The sequence below is a fragment of the Streptomyces sp. NPDC021749 genome (genome assembly GCF_040640655.1).
Classification (GTDB): Bacteria; Actinomycetota; Actinomycetes; order Streptomycetales; family Streptomycetaceae; genus Streptomyces.
The window spans coordinates 205,995-229,996 of sequence record NZ_JBFACE010000003.1; the positions used below are offsets into that span (position 1 = coordinate 205,995).

The window sequence follows — 24,002 nt, forward strand, 5'->3', positions numbered from 1 at the left end:
CGCGCTACTCCCTTCTCCGGCGGGCATGGGCGAGCAGGACGGAGGCCAGCGACGGGAGGTGACATGCGGCCCGGTCGAGGGGGCGCAGCGGTCGCGGTACGTCGTGGTACGGCGCACCCGCGATCCGTACGACCTCGAAGCCGGACGCGGCCAGGAAGCCGCGCAGGGCGCGGGCGGTGTAGAGGCGCAGATGGCCGACGACCTGGGTGCCGGGCCGGCCGTGGATCCGGCGCATGCTCACCTCGGAGAACACGGGCTGGACCCCGGCGAGCAGGAGCCCGCGGTTGTACCAGGCGGCGAGATTGGGGGTGGAGAGCATCAGATGACCGCCGGGGCGCAGCACCCGGTGCAGCTCGTCCAGCGCCGCATCGGGGTCGACGAGGTGCTCGACGACCTCGCTGAAGAGGACGGCGTCGGCGGAGCCGGTCGCGAACGGCAGCCCCCCGTCGGTGAGTTCGCCGCGTACGACAGACGGAATACGGGCCTGGGCGCGGCGCAGCGCGTCCTGGGACCAGTCGACGCCGATGAGACGGTGACCGGCCAGGACCTCCGCCGCGGTGGCGGCCGCGGTGCCGTCGCCGCAGCCGATGTCCAGCACGGTGGCACCCGGCGCCCCGGCCCGTACGGGCCCCAGGGCGCGCGCCAGCAGCCGCGCCTGCCGCCGGCTGCGCCCGGCCCCGGACGCCACCGGCACGGCGGGATCTTCGTAGAAGTCCCGCAGCTCGCCGACCGGGGGGATGGGCCGGTCCGGGGGCATGGGCCGGTCCGGGGGCGTGAGCCTTTCCGGGGTGACGGGCCTCTCCGGGCTCTCCGGGCTCACTGGCCTTTCTGGGCTCACTGGCCTCTCTGGGCTCACTGGGCTGTCCGGCCTCTCTGGGCTCACTGGGCTGTCCGGGCTCACCGGGCTCATCGGGTGCCACCCTCGGCCGGGGGTGCGGGCGGGGGCGAGGTGGGCGGGGGCGAGGTTGGTGGGGTGGGTGCGGTGGGTGGGGGTGAACTGGGCGGTGGTGGTGGCGGGGTGGGTGGGCTTGGGGGAGGGGGAGGGGGCCCGAGGACCGCCGTGGCCCCCGGCCAGGCCGTTGCGGCGAGGGAGGTACGGAAGAGGGTGGCGAGGCGGGCGCCGGCGGCCTCGTCGAGCAGTGCACGGGACCAGCGGAGGGCGAGCTGGATGCGGCCGCCGACCGAGACAGTGGTGACGGTGAGTCCGCGCGGCATCCGGGCCGGGGCGGAGAACCACACCGCGGTCGGCCGGCCGGCGTCGCCGAAGTCCAACGGGTAGGGCAGCCGCCCGATGTTGGAGAGCAGGGTGGTGGTGGTCCAGGGCGCGGCGGTGCGGCGTAGTGCACGCGTGACGGCGCCGCGTACGCCCACGGGCAGCACCGGTGCGGTCAGTACGGTCCCGGCGAGGCCGAGCGGGGGGCCGGGTGGCGCCGCTTTGAGGGCACGGGTGCGTTCGGCCGTCCGCCGCAGCAGCCGGGCCACCGCGTCCGGGTCCGGGGGCCCGGCGGTGAGCAGTGCCGCCTCCCGGCGTTCCTCGGGGCCGAAACGGACCGGGACCAGCCGGGTGCCGTTGCCGATGGGCATCTCGGCGCCGCGCGGTCGGTCGTCCATCGGCATGGTGACGACGACGGGTGCCGGACGGGCGCCGTGCAGTCGGTTCCAGCGCGCCACCATCAGGCAGGTGGCGACGAGGAGTTGGTCGTTGACGGTGTACGGTGCCCGGCCGCCGGTCCGTGGCGGCCGGGCCGGAACCGGCAGTTCGGTCAGCAGCATGCCGTTGCCCTGGTCGGGACCAGCCCCCTCGTCCCCGCCGCTGCTCCGGTGATCGGCGGCGATACGGGCCGGGCGGGCGAAGCGGGCCGTGGCACCGCCCGGCCGGCTGCCTTCCTGCCCGCCTGTCGTGGCACCGCCCGGCCGGCCGTCTTCCCGCCTGCGCGGCTGCGCTGCATCGGGCCCGCCCGCAGGGACGACCGTGCCGTGCCCGGCTACCGGGCCGCGGACAGCAGCCGTCCCTGCCCCCGCTCCGGCTTCCGCGTAGAGCTCCGCCGTAGTGGCCAGTACGCGGAGGCAGGCGGGGCCGTCCAGGGCGGTGTGGTTGAGGGTGAGCAGCAGGATGCTGCCGCCGTCCCGATCAGCGGGCCCGAGGATCTCCAGGCGTACGGGTGGTGAGCAGTCGAGTGGCGGGCAATCGGTCAGGGCCCGTTCCCTCGCCCGTAGGAGGGCATCGGGACCGGGCGGCGGGACGACCACCGGGTCCCGGTCGGGGCCATCGGTGAGGTGCCAGACGTAGGAGCGGTGCCACCAGCGCGTCGGCGCCTGCCGCATCAGGATGCGGGGATGCAGGGTGAGTGCCTGGTGGAAGGCCGTGCGGAGCCGGGCCGCAGCCACCCGGCCGGGCAGATGCACCTCGATGTGCACGGTCTCCGGTTCGTCGTCCGCCAGGCAGTGCCGGGCGATCTCGTCGACGGCGGGGAACGGTACCCGGCCGAGGGCAGGTTGACGGCCGGCGGCGACATCGTCGTCATCGGCGACAGCAGCGATATCGGTGACATCAGCGGTATGGGTGACATCAGCGATATGGGTGGCACCGGTGTCGCTGGGGCCGTCGGGACCCCCCTGCGGTGCCGGGGCCCCGGCCGTCGGATGCAGTGCGGTCATCGGGCAGAACCCTCCCCCTCATCGGATGCCTGGCCGTCGGACGCCTGGCTCTCGGATGCCTGGCCGTCGGATGCCTGGCCGTCGGATGCCGGACGGTACGTGCGGGACGACGGGGACGACGGGGACGACGGGGACGACCTGGAGGGCAACGACCTGAATGGCAACGACCCCGACCGCGACGACCCCGACCGCGACGACCCCGACCGCGACGCCCCGGACGGCAACAACCCCGACGGCAACGACCGGAACGCCGCCGCCGGCCGGCTCGGCGGCGGCAGCGTCACTACCGCCGCCGCCAGCGCCAGCAGCGCCAGGGCCTGGGCGGCGCCGCTGAAGGCGCCCCGGCCGGTGGCGACCGGCTCACCCGCGCCCACCGCCGCGATGACTCCGGCGCCCGTCATCGCCATCAGCGCGAGCGGCCCGAGCAGGGCGGGCCGGAAGCGGGCCGCCAGCGCGAGGACCGGCACGATCGCGGCGTACGGACCGGCCGCCAGCGCCAGCACGCCGGTCAGTGCCACGACCCCGAGCACCCACGAGGGCGCGGGCGGAGCGGGTTCGGCGGGCTGCCCGGGCTGTGACGCATTGCGGCGCACCAGCGCGCAGACGGCCAGCAGTGCGACGGCCGCCGCGCCGCCGATCAGTCCCGCGTCGTAGAGGCCGGCGGGTGCGTAGGTGAGCTCGACCGTGCCGCCCGCGCCCGCCGGTATGAGGAAGCCCTGCTGCCAGCCGTCCACCCGTAGCGGGGTGAGCCGGTGGCCGTTGAGGGTGGCCTGCCAGCCGTCGTTGGCGTTCTCGTACATCTGCAGGTAGACGGCCTGGCCCGGACCGATGCGGACGGTGCGCCGGTCCCCCGACCAGTCCCGCGCGGTGACGGTGCGGTCCCGTCCGGCCACACCGGTGCCGGGGACCTCACCCCTCCCCAACGTCACGTCCGTAAGTGCCAGCGGTCCCCGGTCCCCGGCCTCGACCCGGTGGCGGCCCGCGGCCAGTTCCAGGCGGCCGTCGCGTGCCTCGCCCGCGCACAACTGCACCGCGACGGGCCGCCGTTCGGTCAGGTCGCGGACGTGGCCGGAGGCCTTGGTCGCGTGCAGTACGCCGTCGACGGCGAGCATCGGGCCCTGGCCGCAGCCGACCGAGAAGCGGGCGTCGGCCGGCGGGGGTGGGGTGCGGTAGGCGTCCAGCGCCGGGAGGTAGACCTCGCTGAGACCGACCGGGAGTTGCAGGGCCTGCCCGGCGACCGGGTTGTGGAGCGTCAGCTCCTTCACCTTGCTGATGGTGAGGTCGAGGCGGTCGGTGGTGATCGGGTCGAAGCGGGCCAGGCCGTTCTCGTCGACGCCCGCGGTGGCCGCCCCGTGCGGGGAGTTGATCAGGATCTGTTCCGGCCTGGTGGAGATGCCGCCGGCCGCGGCCAGCACGATCCGGTCGATCTTCTTCTTCCCCGGCCAGCGCAGGTGCAGGGTCGGTTTGTCGCCGGCGATCCATGCGGTGGTCAGGTCGCCGTCGACGAGGTTGCGGGGGCTGAGCGACCGGCCGAAGCCGAAGCTGGTGGAGTCGGCGGTGGCGGTGATCCGGTCCTTCTGCTCCGGTGCGATGCGGTCCAGCAGCCGGTCGAGTTCGGGGCCGGGCACGGGCAGTGCGGTGCCGGAGACCGCGTAGGGCGCGGGCGCGCCGGTGCGGAACTGGCGGTGCAGCCCGACCTCGGCGGAGACCGGTGACAGGCCGCCCGGGTCGCTGCCGCGGTGCAGCGAGATGGTCTCGGCGGGGGCGTCGGATCCCCGGGCGTCGGTGGGGAGTTGCAGCAGCCGGGTCACCTGGACGCCCGGCACACCGATCTCGGCGAAGCCGGCACCGGAGAGCCCGGCGCGCGGTGTCTGTGAGCCGAGGATCGTCACCTTCAGCCATTTCGCCGGCCCTGCCGGGGCCTTGACCTGCTGTTTCGTCCCGTCGGGTCGGAGCGGGCCGGCCGTGCTGCCGCGGTCGGTCTCGATCCGTACGGAGGTGGGGGCGGCGCGCAGGCCGTCCCCGGGGAGGGGCGTGAGGGCCAGCGTGGCCGGAACGGCGGTGGGCCGCGTGAAACTGATCTTGATCCATTGGCCGACCGGGTCGCCGGCGCTGCCCTCCGCCCAGGCGGTGTCGGGGTTGCCGTCGAAGGCGTTGACCGGGTCGTACTGCGGCAGGTGGAACAGCCAGTTGCCGCTGGTGGAGGCGGTGACCGAGGCGGCGCCGCGGAGCACCGCGGTGGTCTGGTGGCCGGTGCCGGAGGTCGGCAGGATCTGCCGGGGCGGCCGGCCGGGGTCCTGCACGCTGTCGGGGTGGTTGGTCTCGGAGGCGGTGTACGTGTAGGACGTGTTGCTGTTGACGAGTCCGAAGCGGGTGTCGGCGCGGCGCAGTCCGTCGGCGGTCAGTTGCAGCGGCGGGGTGCCGAGGCCGGGGTGGTTGTCGCCGGTGAGCACGGTGGGCCGGCGGCGCAGTGCGGGGTCGGCGGACAGCTGGAGGAGGGCCTCCGGGCCGCCGCTGAGCCGGGCGGTGTCCGCGACGGCCCGGGCGGTGACCGGTCCGGGGGCGGGGGTGTTCGCCGGCCGGTAGATCTCCACGGCGCGCCGGCGCGGATAGAGGCCCTGGACCTGGAGCGGGGTCTCGGCGGGGATCCGGCCGCCGGTGGTCAGCGGGCCGAAGGCGGCCGCCCTGCGGTAGCCGGACGCCTCCAGGGTGCGGGCGACGGTCTGCGGCGGAACGTAGCCGATCTGGTCCGGGTCGAGGTCGTTGCGGACGACGATGTCGTGCAGTCCGGCGCGGTGCAGGTAGTCGCGCAGGCCGGGGACCTCGGCGCCGGTGAGCAGGGCCTGTTCGACGGCGTCCAGGGCGCGCCGGGCGCCGGGGGTGCCGAACGGGACGAAGTCCCTTTGCGCCCAGGGTGAGCGGGCCAGGACGTCGAGGGGTTCGTCGATGGGGGAGCCCCAGGTGTAGATGCCGTGCGCGGTGGCGGGGACCACCAGGGCGCGGCTGTGCGGGGAGTGCGCTTCCAGCCACCGCGCGGTCTGCGCCCAGTAGGCGGGCAACTTCCAGAAGGCGCCTGGCTGGAGGACGGTGCCGGTGAGGAACGGCAGGGCGAGCGCGGGCAGGACCAGGACCGCGGTCAGCAGCGGCAGCCGGTGGCGGGCGGGGGCCAGGCGAATGGCGTGCCGTCCGCCGGCGGCCGCGAGCAGATGCGCCAGGCCCAGGGTGAGCGCGAGCGCCAGGCCGGGGGTGAACTTGTAGATGTTGCGGAACGGGCGCAGCCAGCCGTTCAGCCAGTCCTGCCACGGCCCGTGCAGCGGCCCGCCGAGCGCGCCGCCGTATCCGGCCAGCGCGATCAGCGCGACGGACAGCACGGTCAGCAGCAGCCAGCGCCGCTCCGGCAGATCGCGGCGGGCCAGGCCGGCCAGGCCGAGCGCCGCGGCCACCGCCGAGCCGAGCACCGCGTACGGCCGGGCGGTCAGCGTCCAGCCGGCCGGCAACCACGGTTCGCCGAAGTTCAGATAGCCGACCCAGTTGCCGGCGCCGCGCAGCAGTTCGGTGGCGGACATGGTGCCGGTGGTGGTGTCGGCCTGCTCGATGAACGGCATGAAGTTCTCGCCGTGGAGGCCCAGCAGGAGCAGCGGCACCACCCACCAGGCGGTGGCCAGTACGACGCCGGGCAGCCACCAGGCGAGCAGCCGGGTCCGGCGCGGCCCGGTGCGGGAGAGCAGGTACAGCCCGGCGGGCAGCAGCGAGGCCAGCGTGGAGGCCGCGTTGACGCCGCCCATGAACGGGATCAGCAGCGCCGAACGGGCGGCCGCGATCCGCGCGCCGGCCTGCGTGTTCGTCAGCGGCAGCAGGACCCACGGCAGCACCGCCCCGGGCAGCGCGGCGGCGGAGGTGGAGCCGATGACGAGGGTGAACGTGGGCCACAGCGCGTAACAGGCGGCGGACAGCAGGCGGGAGGCCGGGGAGCCGCACCGCAGCCGTTCGGCCAGCCGGAGGGCGCCCCAGAACGCGGCCGTGACGATCAGGGACATCCACAGCCGTTCGGCCAGCCACACCGGCAGGTGGGCGAGGTGGGTCAGGCCGTAGTACGGGAGGGCCGGGAAGGCGTAGCCGATGTACTGGTCGGCGAGGCCGCCGAAGCCGGCCCGGTCGTGCCACAACTGCCCGAGGTCACCGAGGAACCGCCAGGGGTCGGTGGTGACCCCCAGCTTCGTCTCGAACGTCATCCTGCCGGGTGCGGGCGCGAGGAAGCCGGCCAGGGTGAGCGCCCAGAAGACGAGCAGCCAGCGCCGGGACCGCGGCCGCCCGGGCGCCGGGGCCGGGACGGGCGCGGTCCGGCCGCCGGCGTCGGGCGACCCCGGGGACGGGGAGGACCTGAGGGTCTGGGTCATGGCAACCGCCGCAGGATGAGGAGGAGGTTCCAGGTGGCGACCTCCCGGATGCCCGGGAGGCGGGGAATGGCCTCGGCGAGGAACGGCGCGTAGCGGGAGCGTGCGGTGACGACCGCGATGTCGTCCCGGGCCCGGACCTGGCGCAGGGTGCGGCCGACGTGCACCGCGAACAGGTTGACGCCCAGGGTGTGTTTGGCCGGTCCGCCGGTGCGCCGCCGGTAGCGGCTGCGGGCCCGCTCGGCGCCGAGGTAGTGCCAGGGTGCGGTCTCGTGACCGCCCCAGGGGGAGAGCCAGTTGGTGAACGCGACGTAGACGAGCCCACCGGGGCGGGTGACCCGGATCAGTTCGCTGAGGAAGGTCTGCGGGTCGGCGACGTGCTCCAGGACGTTCGAGGAGAAGCAGACGTCGACGGCGCCGTCGGCGAGCGGCAGCAGGTAGCCGTCGGCGATCACCGCGCCCTCGGGCCGCCGTCCGCGGGCGGTCAGTTCGGCCGGATCGGGCTCGAAGAGGTAGCCGTGGGCGCCGCGCCGCCGGAACTCCTCGGTGAAGTGGCCGCAGCCGCCGCCGACGTCGGCGACCACCGCGCCCTTCAGCGGCAGATGGCGTGCGACCTGGTCGGCGGCGTCGCGGGCGAGCAGCCGGTAGCAGTGCTCCGGATCGTCCTGCTCCCGCAGGAAGGCCCGGAACAGGGCCCAGGACCGGCGCAGTGAAGGGTCGCGCACTTCGGGCCTCACCGCCCGGGGGAGGCGAGGCGGAAGGCCTCCGCGGCGACCGCACGGAAGCTGCGGACGGTGTGGCCCCACCGGAAGCGGGCCGCGCGCGCCTCCGCGGCCAGCCCCAGCGCGGTACGGCGCCGCTCGCCCAGTCCGAGGGCGCACCAGTGCGCGGCGAAGGCGCTCTCCCCGCGGGCGAGCACACCCGTGACACCGTCCTGGACGGAATCCCGCAGTCCGGGGATGTCGAAGCCGAGCGCCGGGGTGCGCCGGGCGGCCGCCTCCATGACCACCAGGCCCCACCCCTCGACCAGCGAGGGGTGCAGCAACAGCCAGGCGGAGCAGAGCAGTTCGTGTTTGCGCCGTTCGGAGATCCGGCCGGTGAAGGTGACGCCGGGCCCGGCCAGTGCGGTCAGCCGGGCGCGTTCCGGCCCGTCGCCGACGATCACCAGCCGGCCTCCGGTCACCGGCCGGACCCGCTCCCACAGCCGCAGCAGCAGATCGATCCGCTTGTATTCGACGAGCCGGCCCATGGCCAGGAACAGCGGTTCGGGCGCCTTCGGGACCAGGGGCCCCGGTTCCTCCACGCCGTTGTGCACCAGCCGGATGCGCTCCGGGGCCACGCCGAGGTCGTGCAGCGCGGCCGCGGTCGAGCCGGACACCGCGACCATCAGGTTGCGGCGGTGCGCTCCGGCCAGCGCCCAGTGCTCCATTCGGCGGCCCAGCCGGGCGGCCGGCCCCGGGTAGCGCAGCCGCCACAGATCCGTGTGGACGTGGTTGACCAGGCACAGCGTCGGTCCGCGGTGCCACAGCGGGGCGAGGTACGGCATGCCGTTGCAGACCTCGACCAGCAGGTCGCAGCCACCGACCCGGCGCTGAAGGTGGCGCGGTGCGCGCAGGAAGTGGCCGGCGTCGCCGCCCGCGGACACCACCCGGTAATCCCGCTCGCCGGGGGGCCCGCCGCACACCAGGGTGACCTGGTGGCCGTGCGCGCTCAGGCCCTCGGCGATCCGGTCCACCAGCAGCTCGGAGCCGCCGGCCGCCGGATTGCCCAGGTCGCGGCGGGCGAGGAAGACGATCCGGCGGGGGAGCGGGGGCGGGCCGCCGGCGGGGGGACCGGCGGCCGCGGACGGGGCGGGCGGCGGGGCGAGGCGGGCGTGGGGAGCGGGCCGTACGTATGGGGGCATGGGCGGATCCAACTCGTCTCAGGGTGCGGTACCGGTGGTGGGGGGACGTACTGCGTGCTGAGTCGTGCGGGCCGTGCTGCGCGCCATGGGGTGGATAGTTTTGGTCCGGGCCCCCGGGCGGGGCTACTCACCGGGGTGACAAAATCCCGGCGTCTTTGAACTGACGGTTCATCACTTCACTCAAGGGCTGTCGCTCCGGGCGGCGCCGTCCGGCCTCGGGTGCCGGTGCGCCGCCCCGGCTCGTCACGTCCCCTCCGTGCGCCGCCGCCCCCGCGCCACCCAGATCACCCCGGCCGCCGTCAGCAGCCCGCCCGCCACCGCGGCGCCCACCGGCAGGGTCTCGCCGACCAGCGCCAGCTTGCCGCTGTCCGCCTCCGCCAGCCGCAACTGCGCCCGCCGCGTCGCCGGGGTGAACCGCAGCCGTTCGCCGCGCAGCAGCGTCACCGCGTCGTGCCGGCCGCCGGGCGCCCGCAGCGTCTTGACCGGCGAGACCACCGCATCCACGATCCGGCCGGTGCGCTGCTCGGCGACCAGCTCGATACCGGAGTTGGCGTACCACTCCTCGGCCTGGATCTGGCCCTGCCGCGGCCGGCCGACCAGCCGCCCGGGGACCTGCCGGCTGCCGGTCCTGGTGGCCGGGACGGTCCCGGTGAAGCGGTAGAGCACGAGTCCCCCGGCCCGCTGCGCGCCGGCGAAGCGGAGCGGGACGGCGGCTCCCAGGGTGTTGTCCCACCAGCGGTATCCGGTCCGCCGCAGGTCGAAGGGGAACTTCAGGTAGGCATCGCCGTCGAAGCGGGTCGGGGCCTCGCCGCAGCAGTGCACCGGGGCATTGCTGCGCCGGTCGGTGACCCAGCGCTCGGTGGTCCACTGGAACGCCCGGCGCGGGTCCTTCCACGCCAGCGTCTTCGGGGTGTCGACCGTGGTGGAGACGTCCCACACGGCCCGCCCGCTCTTCTCGCTCGCCGTGACATCGCCCAGTACGTGCCGGGTGAGGGTGATCCGCTGCCGGTCCCTGGTGCGCAGGGCGTCGGTGTCGAAGTAGCTGCCGGTGCCGGTGAAGACGGTGGTGACCTCGACGTCGACCGGGGTGACCTTGGCGCGCGGCGCGACGTACCAGGTCAGCAGGGGCGCGAGGACGAGCAGGAAGACGCCGAGGCCGAGCAGCGCCAGGGACGTCGGGGCGGCGGTCCGGGCGCCGATGACTGTGGTGGCGGGGGCGGGCGGCGGACCGGAAACCGAGGTGGGGGAAGGCATACGGGCACTCCTGGAAGCGGTGGGGGATCACGCTCTGGTGCACGTGCGGAGGGGCGGGCGGCCGTCCGGGGAACGGCGCCGGACGGGCCGGGCGCCCATGGGCCGGGAACGTAGGGGAACTCTTGACAGACCGTCAATGCCCTTCCACACTCGGCAGTCACCACGACCGAGTGGTGCCGCGCTGTGGGACGCGACACGAACCGGCCCCCGCATCCGTACGCCCCGGGGCCGCGCCGTAGTGCCGTACCGACCCGACGGAGACCGGTGAGGTCTCCGGTCCCGACGAAGGGCTCGCCGCGCCATGCACCGGATGCTCGCCGCCGCACTGACCGCGCTGACCGCCGCCGCCCTGGCCGTCGGCGCCGCCCTCGGCATCGTCGCGGCGCTCGACGCCCCTCCCGAACAGCCCAATGTGCCGCTGGTGACCTTCGACGGGGCCGGCGGGTAGGCGGGCGGTATGCGCAGCGCGGACGGCCGCGGCGTACGGAGGAGGTCCTCGGCATGGTGACCGCCGTCCGCTCGGCCTGGCGGGACGTCCCGCCCTACCAGGTGCGGCAGTTCGCCACCCTGGCACTGGCGGAGGTGCCCACCCTGGCCCACGACATCCTCCGCGAGATCCGTCGCGAGTTTCCCCAACTCCCGCTGGTTCCGGACGAGTTCGGCGAGCCGCGGGCGCTGGTCGGCATCCGCCAGTCGCTGGAGCACTTCGTCACGCACCTGACCACCGGGCTGGACCGGCCGCACGTCCACCCGCGGGTCTTCCAGGAGTTCGGCCGCGGCGAGGGCCTCCAGGGCCGCAGTCTGGACGCATTGCAGGCCATCTACCGGCTCGGCGTACGGCTGGCCTGGCGGCGGCTCGCCGAGATCGGCCAGCAGGTCGCCATCCCCGCCCCGGCGATGTACGAGCTCGCCGAGTCCGGCTTCGAGTACCTCGACGGGCTGGTCGCCGAATCCGTCCGCGGCTACGCCGAGGCCGCCGCCCGCCAGGCCGGGGAGCGGCTGCGGCAGCAACGCCGCCTGATGGAGCAGCTCTTCGCCCTCGCGGCCACCCGTACGCGACGTGGCGGCAGCGGAACCGGAACGGCCGGTCCCGGGGCGGCCGGAGCGGCCGGCGGGGTGCCGGCGGCGCTCGCCGAACGCGCCGCCCGGATCGGCTGGCCGCTGCCCGACCGCGTCGCGGTCGCCGTGCTGCTGCGCCCGGACCGGGCGGCGGTGGCCCCCGCCGTCGCCCCGGACGTCCTGCTGGACATGGAGTGCGAACGGCCGCGGATGGTGGTGCCGGAACCGGACGCCCCGGGCCGGCGCGAGCTGCTGGGCCGGGCCGCGGCCGGCTGGTCGGGTGCGCTCGGCCCAGTCGTCCCCCTGACGGCCGCCGCGAAATCACTGCGCTGGGCCGGGGCCGCGGCCGACCTGATCGAGCGCGGGCTGCTGCCGGCCGGCGAACTGCTGCAGTGCACCGAACACACCGAGGCACTGGTCCTGCTGCCGCCCGAGGAACTGATCGACGACCTCACCCGCCGCCGCCTCGCCCCCCTGGACGACTGCGGCCCGACCCACGGGCGGCGGCTCGCGGAGACCCTGCTCGCCTGGCTGGAAACCCGCGGCGGCGCCCCGGAGATCGCCGCCCGGCTCGGCGTCCACCCCCAGACCGTCCGCTACCGGCTGCGCCAGATACGGGAGTTATGGGGCCCGGAGATGGACGACCCGGACCGCCGCTTCGAACTGGAACTGGTCTTACGGGCCAGACGGCTGCGCGGCGAACTCCACTGACCTCGCCCGCCGGCCGCCCGGCTCGCGGCGGACCCGGCCGGTCTAGGCCGATACATCTAGGCGGTGCTCTCCCGGCCCTCGACCATCACCGCCATCCCGTCCAGGAGGCGGGCCAGACCGAACTCGAACAGCGTCTCCATGGTGAAGGAATCCTCCGGGGAGCCGGACATCGCCGCGTACATCGGGTACGCACCGGACGTGAGGATGCCCTCGAACTCCGGCTCCATCGCGGTCATCCACTGGTCCTGGTCCATCCCGGTCTCCTGCTGGGCCTCCAGTTCGTCCTCGAAACCGGCGGCGGTGAACATCACGAAACCCAGCAGCGTCACGGCCATGTGGAGCAGCGCCACCGGGGGCATCCCCTCGACCCGCCCCACCGTCCACTCGATCAACGCCATCGCCCGCGGCATCGGCCGCGGACGGGTCACCGACAGGTATTTCGCCAGCCACGGGTGCCGGCGGTAGAGCGCCCACTGCAGCCGCGCCCCGGCCTCCATCCGCTCGCGCCAGCCGTCCGGTGCCGGATCGGGCAGTTCCACCTCCGCGAACGCGGCGTCCGCCATCAGCAGTTCCAGCTCGTCCTTGGCGGCCACATGGCGGTAGAGCGCCATCGAGGACACCCCGAACTCGGCGGCGACCCGGCGCATCGACAGCGCGCGCAGCCCCTCGGCGTCGGCGACCTTGATCCCGGCACGGACGATCCGCTCCTGGGTCAGTCCGCCGTCCGACTCGCGCGTCCGCCGGTCCCGCGGGGCCGGACCGCGCGCCGCCCGCTGCGGCTGCGGCGGGGACTGCGGCTCGGCCACGACCGTGCCCACGCCCGGCACCGCCCGTACCACCCCCTCCTGGCGCAGCGTCGTCAGCACCTTCGTGGCGGTGGCCATCGCCACCCCCCACTCCTGGGTGATCCGCCGGGTCGACGGCACCCGGTCGCCGGGCGCGAGTTCACCGGCGTCGATGCGGCGCCGGATCTCCTCGACGATCCGGCGGTAGGGCGGTGCGCTGCGCTGCGCCACGGGACGGCCTCCTCCGTAGTAGTGCCGATCGGTGCCGTGTCAGGGCCGTATCAGTTCCGTACTAGTGCACCAGGGGGCTTTGTGCTGGCGCCGACAGTAGCAGCGCGGCGTACCACCCGCTCCCAGCTGCGGCGCTTCGCCCTTGCGCACTAGGGAGGTGCACTAGTGTAATGCAGCCCCAATTCCCCTGCTGTGCTTAACGTTTGCACCGTAAGCTGGACCTGCTTACCGTGTCACGTATGACGTTTGCCTCGTACACACCCAGTGCCCCGGCTCCCGCACCGCGGGCCGGCCGCCGGGAATGGCTCGCCCTCGCCGTCCTCCTGCTGCCCTGCCTCCTGGTCTCCATGGACGTCTCGGTCCTCTACTTCGCGGTGCCGTTCCTGACCGCGCAGCTGGAACCCAGCAGCGTCCAGCAGCTGTGGATCCTGGACGTCTACGGATTCGTCCTGGCCGGCCTGCTCATCACCATGGGCGCGCTGGGCGACCGCATCGGCCGCCGCCGGCTGCTGCTGTTCGGCGCCCTGCTCTTCGCCCTCGCCTCCGGGCTCGCCGCCTATGCGAGCAGCGCCGAAATGCTCATCGCGGCACGGGCGTTGCTCGGCATCGGCGGCGCGACCCTGATGCCCTCCACCCTGGCGCTGATCCGCAACCTCTTCCACGACGCCAAGCAGCGCGGCAAGGCCATCGCCGTCTGGTCGGCCGCGACCATGGGCGGGATCGCGGTCGGGCCGGTGCTCAGCGGGCTGCTGCTGGAGCACTTCTGGTGGGGCTCGGTGTTCCTGGTCAACACCCCGGCGATGGTGCTGCTGCTGGTCTGCGGGCCGTTGCTGCTCCCGGAGTTCAGGAACCCGGCGACCGGCCGCTTCGACCTGCTCGGCTCGCTGCTCTCCCTGCTCGCCATGCTGCCGATCGTCTACGGCATCAAGGAGATGGCCCGCAACGGCGTCTCCACCCTGCCCGTCCTCGCCCTCGCCGTCGGCCTGCTGGCCGCCGCGGGCTTCGTCGTCCGCCAGCGCACCGCCCGCCACCCCATGCTCGACCTGGAACTCTTCCGGCACCGCGGGTTCAGCGTCTCGGTGCTGATGAACCTGCTGGCGATGTTCGCGATCGTCGGCTGCGCGGTCTTCTTCACCCAGTACCTGCAGACCGTACGGGGCATGAGCCCGCTGGAGGCCGCCCTGTGGAACATGCTGCCGACCCTCGCCGTGGGCGGTATGACCGCGGTGGCCACCGCCCTCGCCCAGCGGATGGACCGGGCGCACGTCATCGCCCTCGGATTCGTCCTCGCGGCCGGCGGCTTCGTCTGGCTCTCCTGGGTGGAGCCGGGCTCGGCGCTCTGGTACGTCCTGGTCGCCTCGTCGGTCTACGCCTCGGGCCTGGTGATGGTGGCATCGCTCGGCAACGAACTCGCGCTCGGCGCGGCGCCCCCCGAGCGCGCGGGCTCCGCCTCGGCCGTGCTGGAGTCCGGCACGGAACTGGGCGGCGCACTGGGCATGGCGATCCTGGGCAGCATCGGCAGCGCCGTCTACCGCGGCCACATGGACGACGCCCTGCCGGCCGGCCTCCCCCAGGGTGCGGCCGACGCCGCACGGGAGACGCTGGCCGGCGCCGCCGCGGTGGCCGCACACCTCCCGGCGCAGGCCGGCCGGGCGGTGCTGACCGCGGCCCGCGCGGCCTTCACCGACGGCCTGCAGACCGCGGTGCTGAGCGCCGCGGGTGTGATGCTCTGCGCCGCCGTACTGGCCGTGGCCCTGCTGCGCGGGGTACGCCCCGCGCCGGCTCCGGCTCCGGCGGATACGGACCCGGCCGCGGCCCCGGCCCCCTCGGGAACCGTCAGCTGAAGTCGAACTCGCCGGTGCGGGTCCGCTTGAGCTCGAAGAACTTGTCGTAACCGGCGAGGAGGCGGGCGCCGTCGAAGACCCGCACCGCGTCCTCGCCGCGCGGGATCGCCATCAGGACCGGCCCGAAGAACGCCACCCCGTCGATGTGGATCGTGGGCGTCCCGACGTCCTCGCCGACCGGGTCCATGCCCTCGTGGTGGCTCTTGCGCAGCGCGTCGTCGTACGCCTCGCTCTCGGCGGCACGGGCCAGTCCGGCCGGGAGTCCGACCTCGGCGAGCGCCTCCTCGATGACGGCCGCGGTGTCCTCGCGGCCGTTGTTGTGGATACGGGTGCCCAGCGCGGTGTAGAGGTCGCGCAGCACGCCCTCGCCGTGCTCCTGGGCCGCCGCGATGCACACCCGCACCGGGCCCCACCCGGAGTCCAGCAGCTCGCGGTACTTCTCCGGGAGGTCCGTGCGGCCCTCGTTGAGCACGGACAGGCTCATCACACGGAACCGCAGGTCCAACTCGCGGTGCTGCTCGACCTCCAGGATCCAGCGGGAGGAGATCCAGGCGAACGGGCAGATGGGGTCGAAGTAGAAGTCGACGGAGTGGCGGGTGTCGCTCGGCTGTGTCATACGACGACCCTAAGCCGCCACCGGCCCGGCCGCCCGGTCCACCTGACCGACATGATCGTGGGCCACTTGCGGGGCGGAAGGGGCGCCACCGGATGCGGTGCCGGGCCGCCCCGCCTACTCGGGTGTGCCGCCCAGCATCCGCTGCAGCAGTTCCTTCAGCAGTGTGCGCTCGGCGATCGTCAGCTTGCCGAGCGGCTCGCGGGCGAAGTGCAGCGACGTCCGCAGCGCCTCGGCCGTCCGCGCCCCTTCGGCCGTCGCGGCGGCGAGCTTGACGCGGCGGTCGTCCGGGTCGGGGCGGCGCTCGACCAGGCCGCGGGACTCCAGGCGGTCCACGATGCCGGTGACGTTCGACGGCTCGCACTTCAGGCAGTTGGCGATCTTACGCATGGGCTGCGGGCCGACCGCGAGCAGGCTCAGGACCCGCGCCTGCGTGCCGGTGAGGGAGTGCTCGGACGCGGCCTGCTCGTACTCCTCGTGGTAACGGGCGACGACGGTGCCGATGAGATCGACGACCTCGACGGTCAAGGAGTCTGGGCGCGGTGTCATACCGACCAGGATAGCCGATTACTTGACAGCATGAAATATCGAGCTCACTATTGTTTCAGTACCTGAAGCATTAGGAGGATGGCTCTCATGTCCGCACTGCCCACGACCGGCCGCGAATGGCACCTCGTCGCCCGCCCGCACGGCTGGCCCACCCCGGAGGACTTCGCGCTGCGCGAGGCCGCGGTGCCCGAGCTCGGCGAGGGCCAGGTCCTCGTCCGCAACCAGCACTTCTCCGTCGACCCGTACATGCGCGGCCGGATGAACGACGTGAAGTCCTACGTCCCGCCCTTCCAGCTCGACGAGCCGATGGACGGCGGCGCGGTCGGCGAGGTCATCGCCTCCCGTGACGGCTCCCTCGCCGTCGGCGACCACGTCCTGCACGGCCTCGGCTGGCGCGAGTACGCCGTCGTGGACGCCAAGCGGACCGCCAAGGTCGACCCGTCGCTGGCCCCGCTCACCGCCTATCTCGGCGTCCTGGGCATGCCCGGTCTGACCGCGTACGCGGGCCTGTTGAAGGTCGCCTCCTTCAAGGAGGGCGACGCCGTCTTCGTGTCCGGTGCGGCCGGTGCGGTGGGCAGCGAGGTCGGCCAGATCGCCAAGCTCAAGGGCGCCTCCCGGGTCATCGGCTCGGCCGGCTCCGACGAGAAGGTCAAGCTCCTGGTCGAGGAGTACGGCTTCGACGCCGCCTTCAACTACAAGAACGGCGACGTCACCCAGCAGCTGAAGGAGGCCGCGCCGGAGGGCATCGACGTCTACTTCGACAACGTCGGCGGCGACCACCTCGAAGCGGCCATCAGCGCCCTCAACGTCCACGGCCGGGTGGCCATCTGCGGCATGATCTCGATGTACAACGCCACCGAGCCGAGCCCCGCACCGCGCAACCTCGCCATGGTCATCGGCAAGCGGCTGCGCCTCCAGGGCCTGCTGGTCAGCGACCACTCCGCGCTGCAGCCGCAGTTCGTCGAGGAGGTCTCCGCCTGGATCCGCTCCGGTGAGCTGAAGTACAGCGAGACCAAGGTCGCCGGCATCGAGCACGGCGTGGACGCCTTCCTGGGGATGCTGCGCGGCGAGAACACCGGAAAGATGATCGTGAGCCTGACGGAGGACTGAGCGATCGCCGAGGGCGACCGGTGGCGGGCGAGCCCTCCTCGCCGTGGTCTTGGTGGCGGGCGAGCCCTCCTCGCCGTGGTCTTACGCGGGCCCGTTAGGCTCGGCGGCAAGCCGTCGCGATCCGTGGGCGCGAGTCGCGGCGAACCACAGGAGGATCTCGTATGTCCATCCAGACCGTCGACGTCGTCTACACCGCCGTCGCCACCGCTGAGAACGGCCGTGACGGCCGCGTCGCCAGCGACGACGGCAAGCTCGACGTGGTCGTCAACCCGCCCAAGGAGCAGGGCGGCAGCGGCGCCGGCACCAACCCGGAGCAGCTGTTCGCGGCCGGTTACAGCGCCTGCTTCCAGGGCGCGCTCAGCGTCGTCGCCCGCCGGGAGAACGCCGATGTCTCCGGCTCCCGGGTGACCGCCAAGGTCGGCATCGGCAAGACCTCGGACGGCGCCTTCGGCCTCACCGTCGAGATCGTCGCCTCGATCCCCACGGTCGACGCCGCCACCGCCAAGGACCTCGTGGAGAAGGCGCACCAGGTGTGCCCGTACTCCCACGCCACCCGCGGCAACATCGACGTCAAGCTGACCGTCGCCTGACGGACGCCCCGTCTGACCGACCGCCGCAACGACGTCTCCCGCGGCGGCCGCGTCGCCCGGCACGACGCCTGTTGTCACGATGCCTGTCGTCACGGCGCCTGTTGTCGCGACGTCTCTCGTCACGGTGCCTGTCGTCACGGCATCTCTCGTCACGACACCTCTGGTCACGGCATCTCTCGTCACGGCGTCTCCGCGTACGTGCCAGGGGCCGCATCCCGGAATGACCCGGGGTGCGGCCCTTGCCGTCTGTGCGGTGTGTCTGTGGTGCGGGTGCGGGTGCGGGTGCGGTGTGGTGTGGCCCTTGTCGTCTGTATGCGGGCCCGGTGTGGCCCCGGCGGCGCCGGCCCGGTATGCCGTCCCGTACGGCGAGCTCACACGTCGCCCCCCCCCTCATGTGACGCAGGCCACCCACCCCGCACCTTGACGCATTCGCCGTGTAATCGATTTCGTAGCCCTCACGACATCCTCATGAAAACGATTACACGCGAACGGGGCGGCAACGGAGCCATGGCGAACATCAAGGACGTGGCAGAGCGGGCAGGTGTCTCCGTCGCCACGGTCTCCCGGGTCCTCAACGGACACAGTCCGGTCGCCGAGACCCGCGACCGGGTGCTCGCCGCCGTACGCGAACTGGGCTACCGCCCCAACAACGTGGCCCGTGCCCTGCGCACCGCCCGGACCGGCGCGCTCGGCCTGATCATCAGCGATCTGACCAACCCGTTCTTCACCGAGCTGGCCGACGCCGTCGAGGACGCGGCCCGCAGCCTCGGCTACAGCCTGGTCATCGGCAACGCCGGCGAACGCCCCGAGCAGCAGGACGACTACATCCGCACCCTGCTCGACCGCCGGATCGACGGCCTGCTGGTCAGCTCGGCCGGTACCGGCTCGGCGATGCTCCGCGAGGTCGTCGCCTCCGGCACCCCGCTGGTCCTGCTGGACCGCAGCGTCCCCGGCATCGACGCCCCCTGCGTACGCGCCGACGGCCGCGCCGCGCTCACCGAACTCACCGGCCACCTCGCCGCCCTCGGCCGCCGCCGCCCCGCGATCATCGTCGCCCCGGCCGGCACCCCCACCGGCGACGAGCGCCTTGCCCTCTTCCGTACCGCGCTGGCCGACCACGGCATCCCGCTGCCCGACGAACGGGTCGGCGCCACCCCCGACCTCCAGCCCACCGGCGGTCGCCAGGTGATGCGCGGTTTCCTCGACCTCCCCGAGCCGCCGGACGCGGTACTGGCCACCGACAACCTGATGGCGCTCGGCGCGCTGGACGAACTCCGCGCCCGCGGACTGCGGGTCCCCGACGACATGGCCCTGGTGGTCTACGACGACGTGCCCTGGTTCGCCCACACCGATCCGCCGCTGACCGCCATCGCCCAGCCCACCCGCGAACTGGGCCGGGCCGCCGTCCGCACCCTGCTGGCCCGGATCGAGGACCGCCCCGCCGAATCGGTGCTACTCCCGGCCCGGCTCGTGCCCCGCCGCTCCTGCGGCGAACCGACGGCCGGCTGAACCGGGCGCGCACACGTACGCTCCACCGCTCCCACTTCGTCCCCCACCCCCGGGACATCGTTCTCCGCCCCGCACTTCACCTCCGAGGACCACCACCACCCACCAGTCATCACCCACCAGTCATCACCCATCACCCACCCGAGCCACGGCACCACCGCACCGCCAGCCGTATTAGCGAGCCGCCCGTGGCCACACGAGCGAGCAGCCACAGCAGCGAGTAGCCACACGAGCGAGCAGCCACACGAGGATGAGAGGGGCAGCGCATGACCGGCGTCAACGACGACGTTCCGGACGGCGTACCGGATGCCGTACCGGTCGACCTGCCGGACCGGGCACCGGACGACGACATGCCGGACGGCCGCGAACTGCTGCGCGTGGAGGGGGTGACCAAGTCCTTCCCCGGGGTCCGTGCGTTGGACGGCGTGGATCTGAGCCTGCGTCGCGGCGAGGTGCATGTCCTCCTCGGCGAGAACGGCGCGGGCAAGAGCACACTCATCAAGATGCTCTCCGGCGCCCACCGCCCCGACCAGGGCCGCATCCTCGCCGACACCGTGCGGGACGGGACCGATGCCGGGCGGGACGGGCCCGTCGCCGGGCGGGCTGGTTCTGCCACCGGGCGGGGCGGTTCTGCCGCCGGGCCGGACGGGACCGATGCTGAGCCGGACGGGACCGATGCCGGGCAGGAAAGGACCCACACCGTGCGGGACGGGACCGATGCCGGGCGGGAAAGGACCCACACCGCGCTCACCGCCAGGCCCGGCCGTGGCGCTCTGCGCGAGGTGACCATCCGTTCCGCACAGGACGCCGAGCGGCTCGGTATCGCCACCATCTACCAGGAGTTCACCCTCGTCCCCGGCCTGACCGTCGCCGAGAACCTCTTCCTCGGCCGCCAGCCGCGCACCGTCCTCGGCCTCATCGACAAGAAGACGATGCGGGCCCGCGCCGCCGAACTGCTGCGGCGCGTACGGCTGGACGTCTCCCCGGACACCCCGGTCGCCGAACTGGGCATCGCCCGACTCCAGATGGTCGAGATCGCCAAGGCGCTCAGCCTCGACGCCCGGGTGCTGATCATGGACGAGCCGACCGCGGTGCTCACCTCCGAGGAGGTCCAGACCCTCTTCGGAATCGTCCGCGAACTGCGCGACGCCGGCGTCGGCATCCTCTTCATCACCCACCACCTGGAGGAGATCGGCGCGCTCGGCGACCGCGTCACCGTGCTGCGCGACGGCCGCTCCGTCGCCCAGGTGCCGGCCTCCACCGAGGAGGACGAGCTGATCCGCCTCATGGTGGGCCGGGACATCGCCGAGCAGTACCCGCGGCAGCGCCCCGGCCGGCCCGGCGCGCCGCTACTGCGGGTCCGCGGCCTGACCCGCCACGGCCGCGGGACCGGACCGGCCTTCCAGGACATCGACTTCGAGGTGCGGGCCGGTGAGGTCGTGGGCCTGGCCGGACTGGTCGGCGCGGGCCGCACCGAGGTGGCCCGGGCGGTCTTCGGGGTGGACCCGTACGACGCCGGCACGGTCGAGATCGACGGCGAGCGGCTGGCCCGCGGCGACGTCCGTGCCGCGATGCGCGCCGGACTCGGTCTCGTACCGGAGGACCGCAAGGGCCAGGGCCTGGTCCTGGACGCGTCCCTCCAGGACAACCTCACCCTTGCCCGGCTCGCCCGCGACACCCGCGGCGGGCTGGTGGACCGCGGCGCGCAGCGACGCCGGGCGGCCACCGTGGCCGAGCAGTTGAAGGTCCGGATGAGCGGCCTGGCGCAGCCCGCCCGGACGCTCTCCGGCGGCAACCAGCAGAAGATCGTCATCGGCAAGTGGCTGCTCGCGGACACCCGGCTGCTGATCCTCGACGAGCCCACGCGGGGTATCGACGTCGGCGCCAAGGTCGAGATCTACCAGCTCATCAACGAACTGACGGCGTCCGGCCGGGCGGTTCTGATGATCTCCAGCGATCTGCCGGAGGTGCTCGGCATGAGTGACCGGGTGCTGGTGATGTCCCAGGGCCGGCTGGCCGGCGAACTCACCGCCGAAGAGGCCACCCAGGACGCCGTGATGGAGCTGGCCCTCCGGCCCCCGTACAGCACGGGCCAGTTCCCGGATGCTCGTACCGGCGAGGACATGGGCCAGTGCCTGGATGCTCGTACCGGCGAGGACACGGGCCACGGCACCGACTCCGATACCGGCCGCAGCGCCGACCCCGATACCGGCCGCGGCGCCGAGTCCGTCACCAGCCGCGGCGCCGACTCCGTGACCGGCCGCCGCAACCACCCCAACACGAGCGCGATGGAGGGCTCCGATGTCCGCTGAGCTGAAGACGGGAGCCGCCGCCGAGGCGGTGGGACGGGCACCGGACCGCGGTTCGGGCGGCGCCCGGCCCGCGGCGTGGTTCTCCCGGACGGTCCTCAAAAACGGCCCGCTCGGCGGTCTGGCAGCCCTGGTCGTGGTGATGGCCGCGCTGTCCAAGGACTTCCTCAACGGTCAGAACCTCCTCAACGTCGGCGTCCAGGCATCGGTCACCGCGATCCTCGCCTTCGGCGTCACGTTCGTGATCGTCTCGGCCGGCATCGACCTGTCCGTCGGCTCGGTCGCCGCGCTCGCCGCCACCGTCGTCGCCTGGGCCGCCACCGGCCAGGGCCTGCCCGTCGGGATCGCCGTACTCCTCGGCCTCGCGGTCGGCGCGGGATCCGGACTGCTCTCCGGCGCACTGGTCGCGTACGGCAAACTGCCCGCGTTCATCGCGACGTTGGCGATGCTGTCCGTGGGCCGCGGGCTGGCCCTGGTCATCTCCGGCGGCTCGCCGATTCCCTTCCCGGCCTCGGTCAGCAGGCTCGGTGACACCCTCGGTGGCTGGTTGCCGGTGCCGGTGCTCGTCATGATCGCCATGGGACTGGTCGCCGCACTGATCCTGGCCCGTACGTACGCCGGACGCGCGATGTTCGCGATCGGCGGCAACGAGGAAGCGGCCCGCCTCTCCGGCATCCACGTCAAGCGCCGCAAGCTCGTCATCTACGCGCTGTCCGGGCTGTTCGCGGCGGTCGCCGGCATCGTGCTCGCGGCCCGCCTCACCTCCGCCCAGCCCCAGGCGGCCACCGGCTACGAACTGGACGCGATCGCGGCCGTGGTGATCGGCGGGGCCAGCCTCTCCGGCGGATCGGGCAAGGCGTCCGGCACCCTCATCGGCGCCCTGATCCTGGCCGTGCTGCGCAACGGCCTCAACCTGCTGAGCGTCTCGGCCTTCTGGCAGCAGGTGGCCACCGGTCTGGTCATCGCCCTCGCGGTCCTCCTGGACACCCTGCGCCGCCGGAGCACGCGATGAGCGCGGGGGCGGGGAAGGGGACGGGGGCCCGCGCGGGGACGCGGACGCGGGCGCGGGCGCCCCACGCGGGGCTCCGCAGCGATGCCAGTAACGATCCCCGCAGCGAAGCCGGTAACGATCCCCGCAGCGATGCCGATGTCCACAGGGACGCCCGAGGGGGTGCTCGTAGCGATGCCGGGAGGAACGTCCGCGAGGGGGCTCGAAGCGGGACGCTCGCGAGGGCGGTGGCCACGACCGTCACGGCCGCCCTCGCACTCACCCTCACCGGCTGCGACCGCGGCGGCAACACCGACCTGGGGCTCGCCCTGTCCACGATGAACAACCCGTTCTTCGTCGGCATCAAGAAGGGCGCCCAGGCCGAGGCCGAAGCCCGCGGTCTGCACATCAACATCACCGACGCCCAGAACGACCCCACCCAGCAGATCAACCAGATGGAGACGTTCACCAGCCAGAACGTCAAGGCCGCCATCATCAACCCGGTCGACTCCGACGCCGCCGTCCCGGCCGTCGGCGTCGCCAACCGGGCGAAGGTACCGGTCATCTCCCTCGACCGCGGCGTCAACGGCGGCACGGTCGGCTCGACCATCGCCTCCGACAACGTCGCCGGCGGCCGGCTCGCCGCGAAGACGCTGGCCGAATCGCTCGGCGGCAAGGGCAAGGTGGCGTTCCTCGAAGGACAGCCTGGTACCTCCGCGGCCCGCGAACGCGGCCGGGGCTTCGAGGAGGGCCTCAGGACGTACCCCGGCATCCAGGTCGTCGCCCGCCAGCCCGCCGACTTCGACCGTGCCAAGGGCATGGACGTGATGACCAACATGCTCCAGGCCCACCGCGACATCACCGGGGTCTTCGCCGCCAACGACGAGATGGCGCTCGGCGCTGCCAAGGCGCTGGGCGGCCGGTCGGGCAAGGACGTCAAGGTGGTGGCGTTCGACGGCACCCCCGACGGCATCACGGGCGTCCGCAACGGCACCCTGACCGCCACCCTCGCCCAGCAGCCGGAACTCCTCGGCAAACAAGCCGTGGACTGGGCCCTGAAGGCCGCCCACGGTGAGAAGCTGCCGCAGTCGGTCAAGGTGCCGGTGGTCCTGGTGACCCGCAAGAACGCGGCCACGTTCGACGCCGGATGAGGCACAGCGGCGGCCTGGCACGTGGGCCGCCGCCGCATGGTCCGGGCTCACTCAACACACACGACAACAACGACAGACCCAACAGCAACAACACACGAACAGCCACAGCAGTCATGACAACAACGGCAGGCACGACAACGACGGCAGGCACGACCGCGACAACACGTGAACAGCAACAACACGCACGACAGCAACAAGACGACTAACACGCAGCAACCAGCGCACACCAACTAACGCACACAAACCAACGCACACCAACCAACGCAACACGCACCCACCAACGCAACACCCAACAAGCAACGCGCAACGCACCACAACCAACCCACCACAAGCAACGCACCACACAC

General features: G+C 73.3%; 16 protein-coding genes and 2 pseudogenes. 9 read left to right on the top strand and 9 right to left on the bottom strand.

What is annotated here, in order from left to right; translation table 11 throughout:
- Positions 1 to 4: 4 nt before the first annotated feature.
- The 6 genes from AB0G35_RS04605 to AB0G35_RS04630 all read right to left on the bottom strand — a co-directional run bounded on the left by AB0G35_RS04605 (position 5) and on the right by AB0G35_RS04630 (position 10,209).
- On the bottom strand, positions 5 to 757 hold the full coding sequence (locus tag AB0G35_RS04605; protein ID WP_360943572.1) for a class I SAM-dependent methyltransferase: 753 nt from the start codon (positions 755 to 757) through the stop codon (positions 5 to 7).
- A gap of 149 nt (positions 758 to 906) precedes the next feature.
- Positions 907 to 2,658 (bottom strand): condensation protein, encoded by a 1,752-nt coding sequence (locus tag AB0G35_RS04610; protein ID WP_360943575.1) that lies wholly within the window; start codon positions 2,656 to 2,658, stop codon positions 907 to 909.
- Entirely contained in the window at positions 2,655 to 7,055 is a 4,401-nt protein-coding gene (locus tag AB0G35_RS04615; RefSeq protein WP_360943578.1) for an alpha-(1->3)-arabinofuranosyltransferase family protein, read from the bottom strand. The genes AB0G35_RS04610 and AB0G35_RS04615 overlap by 4 nt, the downstream gene beginning before the upstream one ends.
- Complete coding sequence (locus tag AB0G35_RS04620; protein WP_360943581.1) at positions 7,052 to 7,777, bottom strand: class I SAM-dependent methyltransferase; 726 nt, start codon at positions 7,775 to 7,777, stop codon at positions 7,052 to 7,054. Before AB0G35_RS04620 ends, AB0G35_RS04615 begins: the two co-directional genes overlap by 4 nt.
- A gap of 8 nt (positions 7,778 to 7,785) precedes the next feature.
- Complete coding sequence (locus tag AB0G35_RS04625; protein ID WP_360943584.1) at positions 7,786 to 8,955, bottom strand: glycosyltransferase family 4 protein; 1,170 nt, start codon at positions 8,953 to 8,955, stop codon at positions 7,786 to 7,788.
- 243 nt (positions 8,956 to 9,198) lie between these two features.
- Complete coding sequence (locus tag AB0G35_RS04630) at positions 9,199 to 10,209, bottom strand: DUF3068 domain-containing protein (RefSeq protein WP_360943587.1); 1,011 nt, start codon at positions 10,207 to 10,209, stop codon at positions 9,199 to 9,201.
- 301 nt (positions 10,210 to 10,510) lie between these two features.
- Between AB0G35_RS04630 and AB0G35_RS04635 the strand changes: the two genes are divergently transcribed.
- The gene (locus tag AB0G35_RS04635; protein WP_360943590.1) at positions 10,511 to 10,657 is read left to right on the top strand and encodes a hypothetical protein; all 147 of its coding nucleotides are present in this window, start codon (positions 10,511 to 10,513) and stop codon (positions 10,655 to 10,657) included.
- A gap of 53 nt (positions 10,658 to 10,710) precedes the next feature.
- On the top strand, positions 10,711 to 11,979 hold the full coding sequence (locus AB0G35_RS04640; RefSeq protein ID WP_360943593.1) for a helix-turn-helix domain-containing protein: 1,269 nt from the start codon (positions 10,711 to 10,713) through the stop codon (positions 11,977 to 11,979).
- Positions 11,980 to 12,035: 56 nt separating this feature from the next.
- Here the strand turns inward: AB0G35_RS04640 and AB0G35_RS04645 are convergent, their stop codons facing one another.
- The gene (locus AB0G35_RS04645) at positions 12,036 to 12,995 is read right to left on the bottom strand and encodes a GntR family transcriptional regulator (RefSeq protein WP_360943596.1); all 960 of its coding nucleotides are present in this window, start codon (positions 12,993 to 12,995) and stop codon (positions 12,036 to 12,038) included.
- Between the two features lie 239 nt (positions 12,996 to 13,234).
- Here AB0G35_RS04645 and AB0G35_RS04650 point away from each other — a divergent pair, with 239 nt between their 5' ends.
- Positions 13,235 to 14,839, top strand: a complete 1,605-nt coding sequence (locus tag AB0G35_RS04650; protein WP_360943599.1) for an MFS transporter — start codon at positions 13,235 to 13,237, stop codon at positions 14,837 to 14,839.
- On the opposite strand, the gene AB0G35_RS04655 is transcribed toward AB0G35_RS04650, so the two are convergent.
- Positions 14,832 to 15,455, bottom strand: a complete 624-nt coding sequence (locus AB0G35_RS04655; protein WP_360943602.1) for a disulfide bond formation protein DsbA — start codon at positions 15,453 to 15,455, stop codon at positions 14,832 to 14,834. The two genes, AB0G35_RS04650 and AB0G35_RS04655, sit on opposite strands and share 8 nt — an antisense overlap.
- A gap of 114 nt (positions 15,456 to 15,569) precedes the next feature.
- Positions 15,570 to 16,001, bottom strand: coding sequence for a MarR family transcriptional regulator (locus tag AB0G35_RS04660; protein ID WP_360943605.1), 432 nt, complete (start codon positions 15,999 to 16,001; stop codon positions 15,570 to 15,572).
- Between the two features lie 87 nt (positions 16,002 to 16,088).
- On the opposite strand from AB0G35_RS04660, the gene AB0G35_RS04665 reads away from it, so the two are divergent.
- The 6 genes and pseudogenes from AB0G35_RS04665 to AB0G35_RS04690 form a co-directional block, all read left to right on the top strand.
- The gene (locus AB0G35_RS04665; protein WP_360943608.1) at positions 16,089 to 17,111 is read left to right on the top strand and encodes an NADP-dependent oxidoreductase; all 1,023 of its coding nucleotides are present in this window, start codon (positions 16,089 to 16,091) and stop codon (positions 17,109 to 17,111) included.
- A 161-nt stretch (positions 17,112 to 17,272) separates the two neighbouring features.
- Positions 17,273 to 17,701, top strand: a complete 429-nt coding sequence (locus tag AB0G35_RS04670) for an organic hydroperoxide resistance protein (protein WP_360943611.1) — start codon at positions 17,273 to 17,275, stop codon at positions 17,699 to 17,701.
- A gap of 507 nt (positions 17,702 to 18,208) precedes the next feature.
- On the top strand, positions 18,209 to 19,210 hold the full coding sequence (locus tag AB0G35_RS04675) for a LacI family DNA-binding transcriptional regulator (protein ID WP_360943831.1): 1,002 nt from the start codon (positions 18,209 to 18,211) through the stop codon (positions 19,208 to 19,210).
- A 347-nt stretch (positions 19,211 to 19,557) separates the two neighbouring features.
- Entirely contained in the window at positions 19,558 to 21,519 is a 1,962-nt protein-coding gene (locus AB0G35_RS04680; RefSeq protein WP_360943834.1) for a sugar ABC transporter ATP-binding protein, read from the top strand.
- Positions 21,509 to 22,519: pseudogene (locus AB0G35_RS04685) on the top strand (ABC transporter permease); the annotation flags it as partial. The gene AB0G35_RS04680 and the pseudogene AB0G35_RS04685, both read left to right, overlap by 11 nt.
- Positions 22,520 to 22,821: 302 nt before the next feature.
- A pseudogene (locus AB0G35_RS04690) lies at positions 22,822 to 23,655 on the top strand (D-ribose ABC transporter substrate-binding protein); the annotation flags it as partial.
- Positions 23,656 to 24,002: the final 347 nt, after the last annotated feature.

What these genes read in the sequence shown, in the direction of transcription:
- AB0G35_RS04605 (WP_360943572.1), bottom strand. Translation starts at nt 757, where the DNA reads ATGCCCCCGGACCGGCCCATCCCCCCGGTCGGCGAGCTGCGGGACTTC.
- AB0G35_RS04610 (WP_360943575.1), bottom strand. Translation starts at nt 2,658, where the DNA reads ATGACCGCACTGCATCCGACGGCCGGGGCCCCGGCACCGCAGGGGGGT.
- AB0G35_RS04655 (WP_360943602.1), bottom strand. Translation starts at nt 15,455, where the DNA reads ATGACACAGCCGAGCGACACCCGCCACTCCGTCGACTTCTACTTCGAC.
- AB0G35_RS04640 (WP_360943593.1), top strand. Translation starts at nt 10,711, where the DNA reads ATGGTGACCGCCGTCCGCTCGGCCTGGCGGGACGTCCCGCCCTACCAG.
- AB0G35_RS04660 (WP_360943605.1), bottom strand. Translation starts at nt 16,001, where the DNA reads ATGACACCGCGCCCAGACTCCTTGACCGTCGAGGTCGTCGATCTCATC.
- AB0G35_RS04680 (WP_360943834.1), top strand. Translation starts at nt 19,558, where the DNA reads ATGCCGGACGGCCGCGAACTGCTGCGCGTGGAGGGGGTGACCAAGTCC.
- AB0G35_RS04630 (WP_360943587.1), bottom strand. Translation starts at nt 10,209, where the DNA reads ATGCCTTCCCCCACCTCGGTTTCCGGTCCGCCGCCCGCCCCCGCCACC.
- AB0G35_RS04635 (WP_360943590.1), top strand. Translation starts at nt 10,511, where the DNA reads ATGCACCGGATGCTCGCCGCCGCACTGACCGCGCTGACCGCCGCCGCC.
- AB0G35_RS04625 (WP_360943584.1), bottom strand. Translation starts at nt 8,955, where the DNA reads ATGCCCCCATACGTACGGCCCGCTCCCCACGCCCGCCTCGCCCCGCCG.
- AB0G35_RS04615 (WP_360943578.1), bottom strand. Translation starts at nt 7,055, where the DNA reads ATGACCCAGACCCTCAGGTCCTCCCCGTCCCCGGGGTCGCCCGACGCC.
- AB0G35_RS04650 (WP_360943599.1), top strand. Translation starts at nt 13,235, where the DNA reads ATGACGTTTGCCTCGTACACACCCAGTGCCCCGGCTCCCGCACCGCGG.
- AB0G35_RS04670 (WP_360943611.1), top strand. Translation starts at nt 17,273, where the DNA reads ATGTCCATCCAGACCGTCGACGTCGTCTACACCGCCGTCGCCACCGCT.
- AB0G35_RS04665 (WP_360943608.1), top strand. Translation starts at nt 16,089, where the DNA reads ATGTCCGCACTGCCCACGACCGGCCGCGAATGGCACCTCGTCGCCCGC.
- AB0G35_RS04675 (WP_360943831.1), top strand. Translation starts at nt 18,209, where the DNA reads ATGGCGAACATCAAGGACGTGGCAGAGCGGGCAGGTGTCTCCGTCGCC.